This is a genomic window from Bacillus sp. P4_E1, assembly GCF_056401715.1.
In genome coordinates this window covers 363,050-380,569 of the sequence record NZ_JBFUIV010000002.1, presented here as the reverse complement: position 1 = coordinate 380,569, position 17,520 = coordinate 363,050, and the positions used below count along the sequence as shown (strand labels likewise).

Here is a 17,520-nt window from a genome sequence, read left to right as displayed (position 1 = left end):
TTCCTTCCTCTACTAACTCTATTTTTTAAGTACATATAATAAGTCATATCCATTGCGCCCATTTTCATTCGTACAATCTATTAACCTATATGCCGTTTCTGATTCACGTTGCTCTTTAACAATCCTTTTACAACTATCTTTATGTAACCCTTTATGGTCACCAGCAAATTGATCTTGTCTATTATCTAACACATAAAGTATATCTTTCTCACTATGCTCTAACGTTTGAAAAATCGGATCACCTTCATGTGTATACTGTACAATTCTTATTTTATCAACTTTCCCTTGTTCCACGCTCCAAATGAACTTCTCGAATTTATCTAGATTAGAAATTTCTGCCCCCTTTGCAACGACATCATTCTTCTTATCAATTGCACTGTTAGGTTGTGAACATGCTACTAAACTAAAGAGAAATAAGCATATAAAACCTGTTTTTTTTCCTATCGTTATCCTCTCCTATACAAACTATTGGTATACTAGAAAAAAGCTACTTTCCTCTATGAAAGTAGCTTTTCTTTCCCTTTCTCCTTCTTCGGAAAAATCACATATGAAAATGAAATGACAGTATCCGCTAAAAGAATAATAGCCCATACTTGGCTTACACGGCTTGCTGTTTTATTTAAAACGATTCCTGACTCTAACCAATTCCCCCACTGTTCTACTGGAATAAGCCCATACATGAAGAAAAAGAATATATGAACCGCAATAAACAAAATAAGATGTAAAATCCAATTTTTTATTTCCTGCTTCGCATGCGCCATCCCTGTTACTTCAAATGGTTCTTCGATAATAGGCGCCGGTTCATTCTGCCACTTCGCAACTAATTTTTGTGCATATATGTCTAATTTCTTCAAATCCTTTTTCCCATAAAAAACTGCATATAATAAAATGATTACCGTAATGATTTGAAAATTAGAGAACTTCCCTGTTTGATAATAGTCCACTACCCCTAAAGTTAAAATAAACACTTCATTTACGAGGAGTACAATCCCCATTATAAAACTCGCCTTTTTCAAACGGAATCCGTAACGAAGTAAAAAGAAACCGATAGCTGATAACCAAAATACAATTTCTGCCCCAATTAAAAAATACCAACGATATTCTGCGAGTATACTCATTTATCCCTCTCCTTCTCATCATATATACGAAAAGCCTCATCCATATATAATAAAAGTTCTTCTTCAATTGGATACATGCTCATTTTCTGTGAATCTTCCTTCGATTTTCTAACTTCCCATAACTTATCTAAAAACGCTTCGTCACCATTGGCCATTTCTAAACACTTCTGCATTAATCTCTTCGTTGCCCCTTGTACCTCATCACTCACGGCTTCTTTGCCGTCTTTCATAAAAGTACGTAATTGCTTTAATAAATCTACCCATTCTAAAATATTCGGATCCTCTTCACTCATATTCGGCAAGTTATGAAGCAATTTTTGTTCTTCCTTTGAAAATACTTCATTTTGAAATATTTCACGTATACGAGACGACTGTTTCGAAAGCTGAATAAGTTCAAACATAACTTTCCAATCAAGTTCTCCTTCCACATCTACCGAATAAACAACAGCTTGTAAAACACGCTCCATTCGATTGAATTTCCTTTGTTCTTCCTGTACAAACCGAAGTTGTTTTTCAAGAGAATCCTTTAAGTTAAGCTCACCTTTTACTAACATATTCGCAGCCTCTTTTAATGAAAATCCCATTTCCTTTAAAAACAAAATTTGTTGTAGTCGAATGACATCAGTTTCACTATATAACCGATGTCCACCCTCCGTTTTCCCGCTCGGCTTTAATAAATCTATTTGATCATAATAACGTAATGTACGTACTGTTACCCCTGTCTCTTTCGTCAATTGTTGTATTGAAATCACTACCATCACCTCTTCCCCTTCATTATAAAAGATGACGTTACGTAACTTTCAAGACTTTTGTAAAAAAAATACAAAAAGCTGTTTATACTCTTTGTATCAACAGCTTTTACGGAAATAATCCCTTTTGTATAGAGCGCCCACAAAATAAAATAAGTGCGCCAACAACAACACTCGTTGCTGTTTTATGATAATGAGCTGAAACTAATAAATAATATGATAAACCTACAGTACCAAGCATAATACAAATACTTGGCACTGGATTACGAGAGAAGTTTTGCATCCCCCAAAACAAAGCAAAAATAGCCGTAGCGACACATAATACCGGTACTCCCATCCCAGTTCCCCTTTTTCTATCTATTCCTTGTTGCTAACACACTCGTCGATGCCATACTTATTAATAAACCAAAAATAGCAATATATAATAACTCATTTTCATGTACTGCTTGCCTATCTAAATACTTATTTACACAAAGATACATAATGAACAAGAAAATGAAGCTTGTAATACAAATCGTAAAATACGACTTTATCTTATTCACAACTCGCTCATCAATCGACGGTACTCCCTCTTCTTTCAAACGCTTTTGTTCTCTATATTCCGAAATACCATATAAAATGACTAGCGCTACATTTGAAATCAATATCGCTCCCCACGAAATATTTAAAATGACTAAACTTGTATTTAAAATAAGCCCCGCTAAAGATAAGCTTCCTATAAACCTCATAACTTCTTGCTTATTCATGTATTACCAGCCTCTTTCTTATTTCTATACTTCCACTTCGGCCAATAATTCACAAAGAAATAAACAAACTGTCCTAATACAAATAAAACAAATGGCATGCCCGCATTTCCATAAACAATTAAATTATACAAACTCCATACCGCTAAACTCATTGTTAAAAACAACCCTAAATATTTAAACGCTTTATCCGACTGAAATCTCTCAAACTCATCTTGCATTTTCATTCCTCCTATCGTTATGCTCGTTTTCCCGCCATTACTCCTATGATGAGACTACCCGCAAATAAGGAACTACATATCATAAATATTTCTTGCACTGGTATAACAGCTCTGCCTATTGCTTTACTCGCAACAATATAAACAATAAGCAATAAAAACGCGCATACAAATGAAACATTTACATACCTTTTTATGTTTTCATTTACTCGCTCATCTATATCTGGAAGTTCTTCTTTTTTGTACTTACGCTTTTTGTAATACACACACTATCAAAAATGCAATTGCTAAAATGTTACTCACTACGAGTGATAAAATTGGTATAGCCGGATTCATAATATGAACTACAATGTCTCCCAAAAACAATCCAAAAGTCACACCGGTAAATAATTTTTTAGTATCGTTCATTTTTTCTCCCCTTACTCTAGCGTAAATATTTCCTCCACCTTCATCCCAAAATATTTGGCGATTTTTAAGGATAACTCTAGACTCGGGTTATAATGATGGTTTTCAATCGCCACAATTGTCTGCCGCGTCACTTGCATCGCCTTTGCCATTTCAATTTGCGTTATATGATGTTGTTTTCGCAATTCTTTAATTTTATTTTTCACACCCATAGGCTCCACCTTCGAAAGTAAAGATATCTTTACTTTAATTATAAATATTTTCCAATTGCAAGTAAAGATACCTTTACAAAAAAAGGTAAAAAAAGAGACATCTATAAGATGCCTCTTTTTTTGCTACATAAATCCTAATGCATATACCAGAACGTACCCAAGAACAGATAAGCAAACCGAGCCAATCAATCCTGCCACGAATGCCCTACTTCCTAATTTGCGGAACGTTTTAAACTCTACATTTAAACCGAGTCCTGCCATTGCCATCGCAATAAGCATGTACGCAATTACTACAATATATCCGGCAACAACTTCTGGGATAATCCCAATCGAATGCACCGCACTCATTGCTAAAAATCCGAAGATGAACCAAGGAATCGGAAGGTCGCGCCACGATCTTTTTTCCTTGCTTTCCTCGCTCTTACCAAACCATAATCCAATTAAAATCGCTACTGGCACAAGCATCGCTACGCGCGTTAACTTCACAATAACCGCGATGTCTACAGCCGTGCTACCTCCTGGCGCTGCAGCAGCGATAACGTGAGCGATTTCGTGCAGCGTCGCACCTGAGAACACCCCGTAACCGTAGGGTGAGAAGCCAAGCACTGGGTATAATAGCGTATAAATAAGTGTAAATATTGTACCTAAAATTGCAATAATCGCTGCCCCGACTGCTGTTTCTTCATCTTTCGCTTTCACTTGCGGTGCAATTGCCACGACCGCTGCAGCTCCGCAAATTGCCGTCCCGCATGCTGTTAAAATTCCAAGTTTCTGTTCTACTTTAAATACTTTCGTTAGTCCATATACAACGAAAATTGTAAATGTAATAACAACCGCTGCGATGACCAATACTTTCGGCCCCGCCTTCGCAATATCTACAAGATTTAACCGCATTCCAAGTAAAATGATCCCAAAGCGAAGCAACTTCTTACTCGCAAAGTTCGTTCCCACTATCGCTTCTTGAGGAATCCCGATTGCAGCGCGCCAAACCATCCCGATTAGAATAGCGATTACTAATTGTCCCATAATATTTAAAAATGGAAGCTCTGCTAAATATTTCGCGGCGATTGCGATTAATAACGTAATCCCAATACCTTGCGAAAATCCAAAGCCCTTCTTCTTTTGTATAACAAGTGTTTGTTCCACTTTGTACCACCCCAATAATCGTATTGGAACATGCATGTTCTTTCTAGTTACATTATAAGAGAGTTTTAATAATAAGTTTAATATCAATATTGAATCCCTATCATCAGAAATACTTATGATAAAATAAAAGCAAAAATAAAGGGGCCTAACAAATGAACGTCGACATTTTGAAGATCTTTGTTACTGTCGTTGAACAAAAACATTTTTCGCGTGCTGCGGAACTATTAAACCTTTCACAACCTGGCGTTAGTATGCACATTCGCAACTTGGAAAATGAATTTGGAACTACACTTATTCAACGCTCCCCAAAGCACGTCCAAGTTACGGAAGCTGGAAACATATTATACATACACGCAAAGCAGATGCTCTCACTTTATGAAGATGCAAAACAGGAAATTAATGCGCTGCATAACGTCGTAACAGGAACACTTCGCATCGGCGCTAGCTTTACAATTGGCGAATACTTACTTCCAAAAATACTTGCGCGCTTTGCCAATGAAAATGCACACGTCGAAGTTCATACATTTATCTCCAATACGGAAGAAGTTTTGCAAAGCCTCCGCTCTAATCAAATTGATATCGGCTTAGTGGAAGGCCAAGTCGTATACGCTGACGTAGATGTTGAAACTTTTATGCAAGATGAAATGAAACTCGTCGTCCCGCCAAACCATCCATTGCTCCATATCAAGGGGATTAACGAAAATGCATTGCAAGACCAAGTCTGGGTATTAAGGGAGAGCGGCTCTGGCACACGTGCCTATAGCGATCGATTTATACACCAACATCATTTAAAAATGAAACGCTTCTTTACATTTAGCAGTATTCAAAGCGTGAAGGAAGCCGTTGCAGCCGGTCTTGGCATCGCTATCCTTTCAGATTGGACTGTTCGAAAAGAACTGTTGGCACAAGAAATATTCCACATCCCTCTTCCGAACGAAGAGCTAATCCGTCCATTCTCCATCGTGCGCGGCAAATATTTTATCCCGTCTAAAGCCATTCAAGTGTTTTTAAATCATGTGAATTCTTTTGCGAAAAAACAAAGTTGACCTTCACATTAGTGTGAAGGTTTACAATACATGTAAAAGGAGTGAAACGCATTGCGAATTGGAGAGTTATCAAAAGAAACTGGGGTTAGCGAAAGGGCACTAAGACATTATGAAGAAAAGGGATTACTCCCTTCGAAACGCCTAGCAAATGGCTACCGTGATTTTGATGAAAGTGCAATCGAAAAAGTAGAGCTGATTCAAATGTACTTGCAAATCGGCTTAAATTTAGAAGAAACAGAACGAATGCTACGTTGCCTTGAAATCGAGCCACATCTTTACGAAAATCCGTGTAGTAGTATCCTTGCACTTTACGAAGACAAACTTGATGAGGTAACGAAGCAAATCACATTACTTTCCAACATTCAAACGAATTTACAAAAACACGTTTCACTCCTAAAACAAGCAAAAGAAAAGGGATGATTACATGTTTGTTATACATGGCAGTTCAAGACAAAACGGAAATACGGAAGCTTTAACACATATGGTGATTGATGGGATTGAAACAGAACAAATTTACTTGCGTGATCATATCGTCCACCCAATCATAGATCAGCGCCATGATGTAGAAGGATTTCAACCTGTAAATGATGACTACGAGCAGTTAACCAAACGCATGCTAGAGCACGACACGATTATCTTCGCTACACCGCTATACTGGTACGGAATGAGCGGCCACATGAAGAACTTCGTTGATCGCTGGTCACAAAGCTTGCGTGATAGATCTCTTCATTTCAAAGAAAAAATGAAAGGCAAAAAAATGTACGTTGTCATCGTTGGCGGAGACAGTCCAAAACTGAAAGCATTGCCGCTTATCGCCCAGTTTCAATATATCTTTGATTTTGTTGGTTCATCATTTGAAGGGTATATTATTGGGGATGCGAATGGACTGGATGAAATCAAGAACGATGCTGAGGCGCTGGCAAAAGCACAATTGTATAATAATAAATTCAAAAATAGCAACCAGAAATAAGTTTGACAAATCCATTTGTATGCGCATACAATAAAAATAATATTATGAAAGGAAGGTACTTTGACCAATGAAGTTCTAATTCTCTTATTTATTTCATCCATCACAAATAGTGAACAAAAATGATGAAAACTAGCAGAGGATTAGTCTGTCCATTTGTCGATACTTTCTTTCGATACGATCATGTAAAAAATCGTTTATTTATGTACGATTTTTACATTGAAGGGCGACATTTATCCTCTCTAGTGAAACTAGGGAGGTTTTTTTATGACTATTTTAATCGCACGTAATATCGAAAAGAGCTTTGGTGATCGCACCATATTTACGTTACCATCACTAGAAATCCAAGCAAACGATCGTATAGGAATTGTCGGAGTCAACGGAGCTGGAAAATCTACGTTATTACAAATATTAAGTAAAGAAATAGAAGCTGACAAAGGCACAGTAACTCATCATAGTTCTATCGCCATCATTCCACAGCTTAGCGAGGGGATACCGGAAACCGCTTCTTCCCTCGCTAAGGGCAAATGGAATATTTCAAACGTCGCAAATTCAATGAGCGGCGGTGAACGAATGCGCCTAAAGATCGCCCATGCCCTCGAACAAAATGCAGGCATTCTATTTGCTGATGAGCCAACAAGTCACTTAGATATGTTCGGTACAGAGCAATTAGAAAAGGCACTTTTATCTTATAAAGGTGCACTTGTTTTAATATCGCATGATCGTGATCTTTTAGATGCCATATGTACAAAAATCATCGAAGTTGAAGACGGTACTATTCAAGAATATAAAGGTAATTATTCAAACTATCGAAAGCAAAAAGAACGTGAGCGAATACAAAAGCAGGCAGAATATGATCAATATTTACAAGAAAAAAATCGGTTAGAACAGTCAATTTCACAAAGAAAGCAACGTGCTTCTAGCATGACAAAAATCCCAACACGGTTCAGTTCATCTGAATCTAAACTTTATAAGTGCAGCGGGGCTCATGGGCAAGAAAATGTTAGCAAAGTAGCGAAAGCACTAGAAACACGCCTTGAAAAGTTGGAACAGAAAGAAAAACCGAAGGACTTTTCTCAAGCTCAGTTTGACGTACAATACCACACACCAATTCATAGTAAAGCAGTTGTTCAGTTTAATAAAACAACGAAGAAAATAGGGGATCGCACACTATTTAAAAATATGAATGGAACAATTGTCCCTGGGGCAAAGCTTGCTATTTTAGGGGAAAACGGAAGCGGAAAAACAACTTTGTTCAAAATGCTTCTCGCGAACGAGCGTGGCATTCAGCTTTCGAAAAGTTGTAAAATTGGATACTTTGAACAAACATTATCTATTTTAAAAACAGATAAAACAATTTTAGAAAACGTTCTAGAAGAAACAAACTATACAGAATCGTTCGTTCGAACAATACTTGCAAGGCTCCTATTCCGCCGTGAAGATGTTCATAAACCTGTGCACATCTTAAGTGGTGGAGAACGCATGAAGGTTGCACTCGCAAAAGTATTTTTAGGAAACTATAATATGCTTCTGCTCGACGAACCGACAAACTATTTAGACTTGGCAACGCAAGAAGAATTAGAAAGCATGTTACAGGAGTATCCTGGTACAATACTTTTCATTAGCCATGACCGTGCCTTTATTCGTTCTGTTGCAAACCATATTCTACAAGTAGATGAGGGCGAACCAAGAATATTCCACGGCAATTACGAGCAATACACAAAAAGAACCACCCAAGCTTCTGTAAACGTTACTGAACAAGAATTATTACGATTACAAACAAAATTAACAGAAATCATCAGCCGGATTTCTATCCCAAATCAGCATGATGACATCACATTTCTCGAACAAGAATACGAAAAATTATTAGTTCGAATTCGGCAGTGTAAAGAAGCACTCTAATGTCTTCCCCATATATCGACGGGACCTTCCACATTTCCCAAGAAATATCGAGGCTTCGACATAGAATATCACCCTACCTATCATGTTAGACACAATAACAACAAAAAGCCGTGCACCAGCACGGCTTTTCACTTTATATACGGACAGCAGTCCCGCTCACCGCAACCATTAGCATTCCTTCGCGAACTACTTCGTAGTCCACATCGATACCAACAATGGCGTTCGCATTTTTTTGTCTTGCGAGAGTTTTCATCTCTTCCATTGCAATGTCGCGCGCTTCTTTTAATTTACTTTCGTAGGCGCCTGCGCGACCACCGACAACGTCACGGACAGAAGCGAAAAGGTCACGCACGATATTCGCACCCATGATTGCTTCGCCATTAACGATATCGATATAATCAATAATTTCTTTCCCTTGAATTGTAGAAGTTGTTGTTACAATCATGCTTTGTAGCCTCCCAAATAAGATTTCCACTTACTTATGGTGCACTAATTCAGCAGAAATTATATTTACGAACTAAACTGCGCCTCATACAATCGGCTGTAACCCTCGCCTCGTTTGATTAGTTCCTCATGTGAACCTTGTTCTGCAATACCGTCTTTATTTACAACGACGATGCGATCTGCATTTTTAATAGTTGCAAGCCTGTGAGCGATAACTAATGTTGTACGGCCAACAGATAGTTCTGCAAGTGATTTTTGGATAGCAAGTTCTGTCTCTGTATCTAGCGCAGAAGTTGCTTCATCTAAAATTAAAATTGGCGGGTTCTTCAAGAACATACGGGCAATTGCTAAGCGCTGCTTTTGTCCTCCTGAAAGTTTCACACCACGCTCACCAATAACTGTATCTAAACCGTCTGGTTGCGAGTAAATTAAGTCCTCTAGCTGAGCACGTTTTACCGCCTGCCAAATTTCAGTTTCTGAAGCTTTTAAGTTTCCGTAAGCGATATTTTCACGAATTGTTCCTGAGAATAAGAAAACATCTTGCTGTACAATTCCGATTTGCTTACGAAGTGACGATAACGTCATCTCTTTGGTGTCAATGCCATCAATTTGAATTGATCCAGATGATTGTTCATAAAAACGAGGTAATAAACTACATAGTGTTGTTTTCCCTGCCCCTGATGGTCCAACGAAAGCAACTGTTTCACCTGCATGTATTTTCAAACTAATATCGTTTAAAATCGGCTCTTTATTTTCATATCCGAACGTGATGTTATTGTATTGAATATCGCCGTGTACATGTTTAACTTCTATTGCATCTTTAGAATCTACAATATCCGGCTCTGTTTCCAGAAGTTCTACATATCTTTTAAAACCAGCGATTCCTTTCGGATAACTTTCAATAACCGCATTAATTTTTTCAATTGGGCGGAAGAAAATATTCGTTAATAAAACGAATCCAATAAATCCACCGTACGTTAATTCACCTTGCAGAACAAACCATGTACCACATATTAATACAAAGAGTGTTACAAGACGCATCAGCATATAACTAATCGATGAATTTAACGCCATAATTTTATACGCCATTAATTTTGTTGTACGGAAACGAGCATTATTTACAGCAAATTGCTCTTTCTCAAACTTTTCATTTCCGAATGCTTGTACAACGCGGATACCACCTACATTGTTCTCGATACATGCATTGAAATCAGCAACGTCTGAGAATAAACGTCTAAACGTACCTGTCATTTTTTTATTGAAGTAAAGTGCCAACCATAATAAGAACGGGATTACGAAGAATGTTAGAAGTGCTAACTTCCAGTTAATCATCATCATAAATGAAAATGCTCCAACTAAAGTCATAATGGCAATGAATAAATCTTCTGGTCCATGGTGAGCAATTTCCCCAATTTCCATTAAATCGTTTGTAAGACGTGAAATTAAATGACCTGTTTTATTATTATCAAAAAATCTGAATGATAGCTTTTGAATGTGATCAAATAATTTCTGCCTCATATCTGTTTCAATGTTAACCCCAAGCATATGTCCCCAATATGTAACGACATATTGCAAACCTGCATTTAACACATAAACTACGAACAAGCCGAAACAAGCCCATAAAATAAGCGTCCAATTTTGTCCTGGTAATAACTTATCAATAAATTGATTTACGATAAGCGGGAAACCAAGTTCGAGTAAACCTGCAATAACTGCACAGGAAAAATCGAGTACGAATAAACCTTTGTACGGTTTATAGTAAGAAAAAAATTTACGTAGCATATCTTTCCTCCCTTTTCCAAATTAAAAGACTCTCTAAATGATAACCATTATCAAATAATTATTCAAGTTATCCGTCTATGAAACTAAAAAAACCTTCATCTATATTTGATGAAGGTTTCCATTTTATTTTATATAGCTTCCGAATCCCACTCGTGCTCTTGCTGAACAAATACAACACCTAATTCATGATGTCCCCCGGCGTATAATGCCGTTTGAGCAAGACGAAGCTCACCATTTGTATCTACTACTTCTAATTTACAAAACGCTCCTGTCGTCTTCGTTTGAAGCGCGTCATAAAACTCTTCGGTACTTCTTGGAATGATTCCATTTACTTTCGTAATAACTTCTCCAGGCTTTAAATTCATCTCTGCCCCAATTGTATTAGGAATTGTATCTAACACAACAAGTCCATCATTACGTGCGGCAAAGTATGCTGGTCTTTTCTCGTCTGCAATTTTCTCTTGCATCGAGATTGTAAAGCGTCCAAGCATTGCGACTCCCATCGCGATAATTGCAAGTACGTGCCACCAGTAACTTGCGATACCTAAAACGAGTACGAGCCCCGCTAAACCATAGACGCGTCTTCCTGTAAATAATAAAGCTTCCGTCGGCTCATAACTTCTAACCTTTCTCATAAATCCAATTAAAAATGGAACGAGGAATAAAGAGTATGTAGTCGAACCTATTGAAACGACAGGCCACCAAGAAATAAATCCTGTCACCGCGTCTCCTGGTATAAGAATAAATACTGGTACAAGCCATAAACGATTGGATTCATGTAGTCCAATTCGTAGCCCACGCTTACCCTTGTTAATTTTTGGCGTAGAATAACGAACTGCATTTTTAGAGATTAATAAACCCTCTACAACGAGCATAACGCCTAGTAAAATAGCAAGGGATACAATCGTACCCTCTTCACCTTCTCCAAGCTGTAAGAAGGAAACTGGCATCTTAGACGATAACAACACGAGTGCAATCGCGATTCCGAAAGTATAAGCTACAGATAAATATCGATACATAGCAGTTAATCCGAATAATAACGTCCAAAGTAAAATTGCCCATAAACTCGCTTTTGAAACAACAAGCCCAAGCCCAATCGTAATAATAGATACGATTAATCCGTACCCAATACCTGCAAATAGAGTTGTTCGTAGTTCAAACCAAATATCATATACTTTAAAAGAAAAATCTTTTCGTTCTCGTAATATACGTAAGTATCCAACGAAGATACTACTAATTAAAAATACATAGACAGCAGGGTGTAAGAAAAAACGTCCAACCGCTCGTAGTATTTCAAAAAGCCATGCCTCCACGAATTCATTCACCACCATTTATATCATTCTTTCTTTTTATCTTATCATATTTAACACATAAAAAAATACAGGCATCAAAGTGCCTGTATTCTTTCTTATTTCGCTATTAATTTCAATGCCGTCTGTAATTGTAAATCATTTTCTCCAGAACGGATTTTTTCAATGATTTTAGTTTGAATCGCTTCAGCTGTCTTTTTATCAAGTTGCCCTGTCGCTTCCATCTCATTCGCATTTTGGAATGCTTTTAGTGCTGATTCTGTCTCTTTGCTAAAGTATCCATCTTCACGTCCTGGTACATATCCTAAGCTCTTAAGCATTTCTTGCGCGTGTTTTACTTGTACATCATTTGAATTGTATGAAAGTGTCTTTTCAATTTGAATTGGTGTCGCATGATAATAATCTGGTTGCTTCACTTCTACAGTTGGCGCGATTCCTTTTTTATGAATCCAATTGCCATCTGGTGTTAACCATTTAAACATTGTTAATTTAATGTTGCTGCCATCTTTAAATGGAACAGCCTGTTGAACAGTACCTTTACCAAACGTTTTTTCACCAATTAAATCGTATCCTTCTCCTTCTTTTAGCGCACCAGCTAAAATCTCTGAAGCAGAAGCACTTCCATTATCAATTAATACTGAAATTGGATATGACTTTCTCTCTTTCAGTTCCGTAGAGAATTTCTTCTTCTCACCATTTCGCTGTTCTACTTGTAGCATTGGCTTTTTATCTGTCATGATGTCTCCTAGTATATCTTCTACACTATTTAAATAACCGCCAGGATTACCACGCACGTCAATAACTAAGCCTTTTATGTTTTTCTTCTCTAGCTCTTTTAACTGATCCTTAAATTCTTTCGCAGTATTTTCAGCGAAAGAAGTAATTTGCATATAACCGATATCTTTTCCGCTATCTTGCTTTACGGAACTAAATACAGTGAAAATCGGAATCTTTTCACGCTTAATTTTAAATTCTATCGGATCAGCCACTCCTGCGCGCTTAATTTCAATTGCAACAGTCGTTCCTTTTTTACCACGAATTTTTAATACTGCTTCTTCACGTGATAAATCTTTCACACTATTTCCATCTACAGATAAAATTTGGTCATTCGGTTTAATTCCTATCTTTTCTGCTGGTGAACCTTTAATTGGCGATACGATAATAAGCTTACCGTCCGTCTTGTTCACTTCAGCTCCAATCCCTTCAAGTTCAGGATCTAATGACTGACTAAACTGTTTTGCCGTTTCTTTATCCATATACGTGGAATAAGGGTCCTTCAGCGTAGACAACATTCCCTGTATCGCACCTTCGACTAATTTGTCGTCTTTCACGTCTTCCACATAACGTGAATCAATTAGTGCATACGCCTCATTAATCTTTACCAAATTCCCTTGCGCTGTGCCAGCATTACCATTCGATACTGTTTGCGTTACATACGCTGGGTTTATCCCAAACCAGTACATACCACCAAACATCCCGCCAGCACCAATTAAAAATGCAACAACCATTCCAATAATTGCAACTCTACGTTTCAATGCGGAATTCCCCTTTCCAGAACACACAGGTGGTGTAGCAAAAGGCATCACACGATGTGTGATGCCTTTACCTATTTCTACTATATGATAAGCTTGTACGAATTATGTTTGCAACTTTTTATACTTTTAAGAAGCGACGAATTGACATTACACTTCCCCACATACCGATTAATGCACCGATTAACATTAATAAACCAGCTAATTGGAATACGAATGGGTTGTATGGTAGAAGCTCGAAAATTGTTCCGCCAAGTTTTTCATTAAACACACCTTGCAACGAATTATACATAACTAAAATTAGGCCAATTGGAATAATTGATCCTAATACTCCTAGGAATAATCCCTCTAACAAGAACGGCCAACGAATAAACCAGTTTGTTGCACCAACAAGTTTCATAATTTCAATCTCAGTACTACGAGCATAAATTGTAATTTTAATTGTGTTAGAGATTAAGAACATCGCTGTGAATAGAAGACCCGCAATTAATGCAATCCCGATGTTACGACCAGTTTTTACAGTATCAAATAATTTTTCAACTTGACCTTTACCGTATTGAACATTACTTACAAACTGCATTTTCTCAATCTTTTTCGCAATTGTTGCCGTATCTGTTGGTTCTTTCGCCTTTACAACAAATACGTTTTTCAGTGGGTTATCTTGCTCAAATAACTCGAACGTTTTTCCACTATCGCCTAAGCTTTTAATTAAACGTTTCAACTCTTCTTCTTTAGAAGAATATTTAATAGAATCTACTTTCGCAATTTTACTCATATCTTCTTCTAATTTCTTTTGATCAGCTTCTTTTGCTGCTGGATCAACATGCACACGAATTTCTACATCTTGCTCTACTTTCGTCGCAAAATGGTTCATATTCATAATCGCTGTCAAAAAGACACCTACAAGTAATAATGTAACTGTTACTGCACTTACAGAAGCAAATGTCATCCATCCGTTACGGGATAGATTTTTCACACCTTCTCGCAAATGTCGACTAAGGGTTTTAGCCTTCATATCCGTATCCTCCCTCAATCTCGTCTCGAACAATTCTTCCGCCTTCAATTGCAATTACACGATGACGAATTGTATTTACGATATCTGCGTTATGTGTCGCCATAACAATCGTTGTACCACGCTCATTAATACGTTTAAAAATCTTCATAATATCAAGAGCTGTTTCAATATCTAAGTTACCTGTTGGCTCATCGGCAATTACAACCTTTGGCTTATTTACAATCGCTCTTGCAATCGCCACACGTTGTTGCTCTCCGCCCGAAAGCTCATTTGGAAGTGCATCGGCACGCTCTTCAAGACCAACAAGACCTAACACTTCTGTAACGCGCTCACGAATCGCTTCCTTCTCTTCTTCAATTACTTCTAAAGCAAACGCAACATTCTCATATACCGTTAATTTAGGTAGCAATTTAAAATCTTGGAAAATCACGCCTAATTGACGACGGAAATATGGAACATCTCTTTCTGCTAATGTTTCAATTACAAGTCCATTTACATTAATTGATCCTGTAGATGGCTTCTCTTCACGATACATCATTTTAATAAATGTAGATTTTCCGGCTCCACTCGGTCCAACTACGTATACGAATTCACCTTGTTTAATGTTAACTGTGAGACCAGCAATGGCTTTCATACCATTTGGGTACTCCTTATAAACATTCGTCATTTTTATCATTATTTATCACCCAATACTTAATGATTTTTTTAGAAATACTTTTCTGTACATTTGAAAATAAAAGAAAAACCTTTATTTTCATTCGACCATTCTTGTTGAAGGTAGCTTCCATACATGCTTTTTATTAGCAACGCTACTCTATGTAATATATTTCATCAAAATTCTACAAACCCCATTGTAACATCAATCGGTTTCCAATTCGGATACAATTTTGTTACAGTTATGTTACATCCTAATAAAAGGTAAACGAGCTCATGTAATTACTTAACTCGAAGCACTTTTCGGTCAAGTTATACAATCAGCTCGTTTATTAATTACGTTTCTTATTTATGCTCCGCTAACCATTCAGCTACTTTTTTCGCATCTTCACCTTGAATAATTCCTGGTGACATTGAACCGCGGCCTTTTTCAATAATCTTTTCAATCTCTGCTGCGTCATATTTCTGTCCTACTTTTCGTAAATCTGGTCCAGTTGCTCCTGATAAATCTTTAGCGTGACAACCTATACAACTTTTTTGGTAAATTTGCTCTGCGCTATCTGTGCTTGCAGATTGTTTTGATGGTTTACTCTCTTCTTTATTTCCACATGCTCCTAAAGCAAAAACGACTGACGTCCCCAGCGTAATAGCCAACAATTTCTTTTTCACTTCTATCGCTCCCCATTGTTGATATTCTTTTCATTCATAACTAGGCAATAGTTTTCATAACACATTCAATATTCATTATAAGCATTATCTTTATATAGAAAAACTAAGGTGTATTTCATATTTTTCACAAATATAGTGAGAAGCCTAATAAAATAAGCTTTCATAAATTGTTTCAATTCTGTGAACACCTTAGAAAGTTCTATAAAGAGCCTTTTTCTCCAATCAAAACTGAGAAATTCTATATAAAGTCCTACTCTATTACCACTTTGTTTTACTATTCTCTACCTTTTACAAAACAATATACGGCATTGTATTCTACATATAATCTCATCAAAAAGAGAAGTTGTCGTTTCCAACTTCTCTTCCTCTTTATTTCATCAATATAAATAAGATAAGCCTCTTTATATCCTCTTGGACCTCAGCATGTGCCAACAATTCTGTTGGCTTTTTCTCTTATTAAATACGAGAACGTAAATACGCATCAATAAACGGATTAATTTCCCCATCCATAACTGCTTGTACGTTACCAACTTCTGTATTTGTACGATGGTCTTTCACAAGAGAATACGGGTGGAATACGTAAGAACGGATTTGGCTTCCCCATCCAATTTCTTTTTGCTCCCCGCGAATCTCATCTAATTGTGCTTGTTGTTCTTCTAATTTCTTTTGATATAATTTCGCTTTTAGCATTTTCATCGCATGCTCACGGTTTTTAATTTGAGAACGCTCTGACTGACATGTTACAACCGTATTTGTCGGTAGATGAGTTATACGAACTGCTGAATCTGTCGTATTAACGTGCTGTCCACCTGCACCACTTGCACGATACGTATCTATTTTCAAATCTTCTGTACGCACTTCAATTTCAACTTCATCATTGAATTCAGGTACAACTTCACAAGATACGAACGATGTATGACGACGACCCGAAGAATCGAACGGTGAAATACGTACAAGACGATGTACACCTTTCTCCGCTTTCAAGTAACCGTAAGCGTTATGACCTTTAATCAATAATGTAACACTCTTAATACCAGCTTCATCGCCCGGTAAGTAATCAACCGTTTCTACTTTAAACCTACGTTTTTCAGCCCAGCGCGTGTACATACGTAATAACATAGAACCCCAGTCTTGTGACTCTGTTCCACCCGCACCTGGGTGTAATTCTAAAATAGCGTTATTTTTATCATAAGGATCGCTTAATAGTAACTGCAGCTCGTACTCATTCATTTCTTGAATTAAAGTTTTCACTTCAGATTCTAGTTCCTCATGTAAATCTTCATCATACTCTTCTTTAAGTAAGTCATGCGTCATTTCTAAGTTTTCGAACGTCTCATCTAACTGACGGAACCTTCCAACCATATCTTTCAGCGCATTCGCTTCATTAATTACAGCTTGTGCGCCTTGTTGGTCATCCCAAAATCCTGCGCCCATCATCGTTTCTTCTAATTCTGCAATTTGTTTTTCCTTAGTAGGAAGGTCAAAGAGACCCCCTAAAAGCCGCTAATCTCTTAGCCATTTTTTCTAATTCTTGCCTAATTTCTACTAATTCCATTTCCTTCACCTCTATGTAATTGCTGTTACTTTCATATGAAAACAAGGGAAACT

Annotated in this window: 20 protein-coding genes and 1 pseudogene; 4 read left to right on the top strand and 17 right to left on the bottom strand. The window is 37.2% G+C overall.

The genetic code is table 11. The features are described from left to right. Positions 1–18: 18 nt before the first annotated feature. From AC1DS7_RS04015 to AC1DS7_RS03975, 9 genes and pseudogenes are all read right to left on the bottom strand, one after another. A complete protein-coding gene (locus AC1DS7_RS04015) occupies positions 19–450 on the bottom strand; it encodes a DUF4362 domain-containing protein (protein ID WP_080019792.1) in 432 nt (143 codons plus the stop codon). A 47-nt stretch (positions 451–497) separates the two neighbouring features. Continuing rightward, positions 498–1,118 (bottom strand): hypothetical protein, encoded by a 621-nt coding sequence (locus AC1DS7_RS04010; RefSeq protein WP_002143733.1) that lies wholly within the window; start codon positions 1,116–1,118, stop codon positions 498–500. Beyond that, complete coding sequence (locus AC1DS7_RS04005) at positions 1,115–1,876, bottom strand: MerR family transcriptional regulator (RefSeq protein ID WP_033716422.1); 762 nt, start codon at positions 1,874–1,876, stop codon at positions 1,115–1,117. The genes AC1DS7_RS04010 and AC1DS7_RS04005 overlap by 4 nt, the downstream gene beginning before the upstream one ends. A gap of 100 nt (positions 1,877–1,976) precedes the next feature. Next, entirely contained in the window at positions 1,977–2,204 is a 228-nt protein-coding gene (locus AC1DS7_RS04000) for a hypothetical protein (RefSeq protein ID WP_002143735.1), read from the bottom strand. Positions 2,205–2,220: 16 nt separating this feature from the next. Beyond that, a complete protein-coding gene (locus AC1DS7_RS03995) occupies positions 2,221–2,613 on the bottom strand; it encodes a hypothetical protein (protein ID WP_002143736.1) in 393 nt (130 codons plus the stop codon). Continuing rightward, positions 2,610–2,831, bottom strand: a complete 222-nt coding sequence (locus AC1DS7_RS03990; RefSeq protein WP_002143738.1) for a hypothetical protein — start codon at positions 2,829–2,831, stop codon at positions 2,610–2,612. Before AC1DS7_RS03990 ends, AC1DS7_RS03995 begins: the two co-directional genes overlap by 4 nt. A gap of 17 nt (positions 2,832–2,848) precedes the next feature. Then, positions 2,849–3,236, bottom strand: a pseudogene (locus AC1DS7_RS03985) (hypothetical protein). 11 nt (positions 3,237–3,247) lie between these two features. Next, positions 3,248–3,445, bottom strand: coding sequence for a helix-turn-helix transcriptional regulator (locus tag AC1DS7_RS03980; protein ID WP_002016109.1), 198 nt, complete (start codon positions 3,443–3,445; stop codon positions 3,248–3,250). A 123-nt stretch (positions 3,446–3,568) separates the two neighbouring features. Next, entirely contained in the window at positions 3,569–4,591 is a 1,023-nt protein-coding gene (locus AC1DS7_RS03975) for a YeiH family protein (protein ID WP_002068312.1), read from the bottom strand. A gap of 152 nt (positions 4,592–4,743) precedes the next feature. Here AC1DS7_RS03975 and AC1DS7_RS03970 point away from each other — a divergent pair, with 152 nt between their 5' ends. The 4 genes from AC1DS7_RS03970 to abc-f all read left to right on the top strand — a co-directional run bounded on the left by AC1DS7_RS03970 (position 4,744) and on the right by abc-f (position 8,506). Next, on the top strand, positions 4,744–5,637 hold the full coding sequence (locus AC1DS7_RS03970; protein WP_016102257.1) for a LysR family transcriptional regulator: 894 nt from the start codon (positions 4,744–4,746) through the stop codon (positions 5,635–5,637). A 51-nt stretch (positions 5,638–5,688) separates the two neighbouring features. Further along, on the top strand, positions 5,689–6,057 hold the full coding sequence (locus tag AC1DS7_RS03965; RefSeq protein WP_002016114.1) for a MerR family transcriptional regulator: 369 nt from the start codon (positions 5,689–5,691) through the stop codon (positions 6,055–6,057). A 4-nt stretch (positions 6,058–6,061) separates the two neighbouring features. Next, on the top strand, positions 6,062–6,607 hold the full coding sequence (locus AC1DS7_RS03960) for a flavodoxin family protein (protein WP_016102258.1): 546 nt from the start codon (positions 6,062–6,064) through the stop codon (positions 6,605–6,607). Positions 6,608–6,871: 264 nt separating this feature from the next. Beyond that, positions 6,872–8,506, top strand: a complete 1,635-nt coding sequence (gene abc-f / locus AC1DS7_RS03955; RefSeq protein ID WP_016102259.1) for a ribosomal protection-like ABC-F family protein — start codon at positions 6,872–6,874, stop codon at positions 8,504–8,506. 133 nt (positions 8,507–8,639) lie between these two features. On the opposite strand, the gene AC1DS7_RS03950 is transcribed toward abc-f, so the two are convergent. From AC1DS7_RS03950 to prfB, 8 genes are all read right to left on the bottom strand, one after another. After that, entirely contained in the window at positions 8,640–8,951 is a 312-nt protein-coding gene (locus tag AC1DS7_RS03950) for a YbjQ family protein (protein ID WP_002112849.1), read from the bottom strand. Positions 8,952–9,016: 65 nt separating this feature from the next. Beyond that, positions 9,017–10,732, bottom strand: a complete 1,716-nt coding sequence (locus AC1DS7_RS03945; RefSeq protein WP_016102260.1) for an ABC transporter ATP-binding protein — start codon at positions 10,730–10,732, stop codon at positions 9,017–9,019. A 128-nt stretch (positions 10,733–10,860) separates the two neighbouring features. After that, the gene (locus tag AC1DS7_RS03940; protein WP_172798714.1) at positions 10,861–12,045 is read right to left on the bottom strand and encodes a PDZ domain-containing protein; all 1,185 of its coding nucleotides are present in this window, start codon (positions 12,043–12,045) and stop codon (positions 10,861–10,863) included. A 95-nt stretch (positions 12,046–12,140) separates the two neighbouring features. Continuing rightward, on the bottom strand, positions 12,141–13,577 hold the full coding sequence (locus AC1DS7_RS03935) for a S41 family peptidase (protein ID WP_012261984.1): 1,437 nt from the start codon (positions 13,575–13,577) through the stop codon (positions 12,141–12,143). 118 nt (positions 13,578–13,695) lie between these two features. Further along, positions 13,696–14,589, bottom strand: a complete 894-nt coding sequence (ftsX, locus tag AC1DS7_RS03930; protein WP_002089596.1) for a permease-like cell division protein FtsX — start codon at positions 14,587–14,589, stop codon at positions 13,696–13,698. After that, the gene (ftsE, locus tag AC1DS7_RS03925) at positions 14,579–15,265 is read right to left on the bottom strand and encodes a cell division ATP-binding protein FtsE (protein ID WP_002016128.1); all 687 of its coding nucleotides are present in this window, start codon (positions 15,263–15,265) and stop codon (positions 14,579–14,581) included. Before ftsE ends, ftsX begins: the two co-directional genes overlap by 11 nt. Positions 15,266–15,588: 323 nt before the next feature. Continuing rightward, positions 15,589–15,912, bottom strand: coding sequence for a cytochrome c551 (gene cccB / locus AC1DS7_RS03920; RefSeq protein WP_002016129.1), 324 nt, complete (start codon positions 15,910–15,912; stop codon positions 15,589–15,591). A 456-nt stretch (positions 15,913–16,368) separates the two neighbouring features. Further along, positions 16,369–17,467 (bottom strand): peptide chain release factor 2 gene (gene prfB, locus AC1DS7_RS03915; protein ID WP_100248371.1). Its coding sequence is split into 2 segments (ribosomal slippage): positions 16,369–17,394 and positions 17,396–17,467, totalling 1,098 coding nucleotides; the frame shifts between segments, so codons are not numbered across the junction. Positions 17,468–17,520 lie beyond the last annotated feature (53 nt).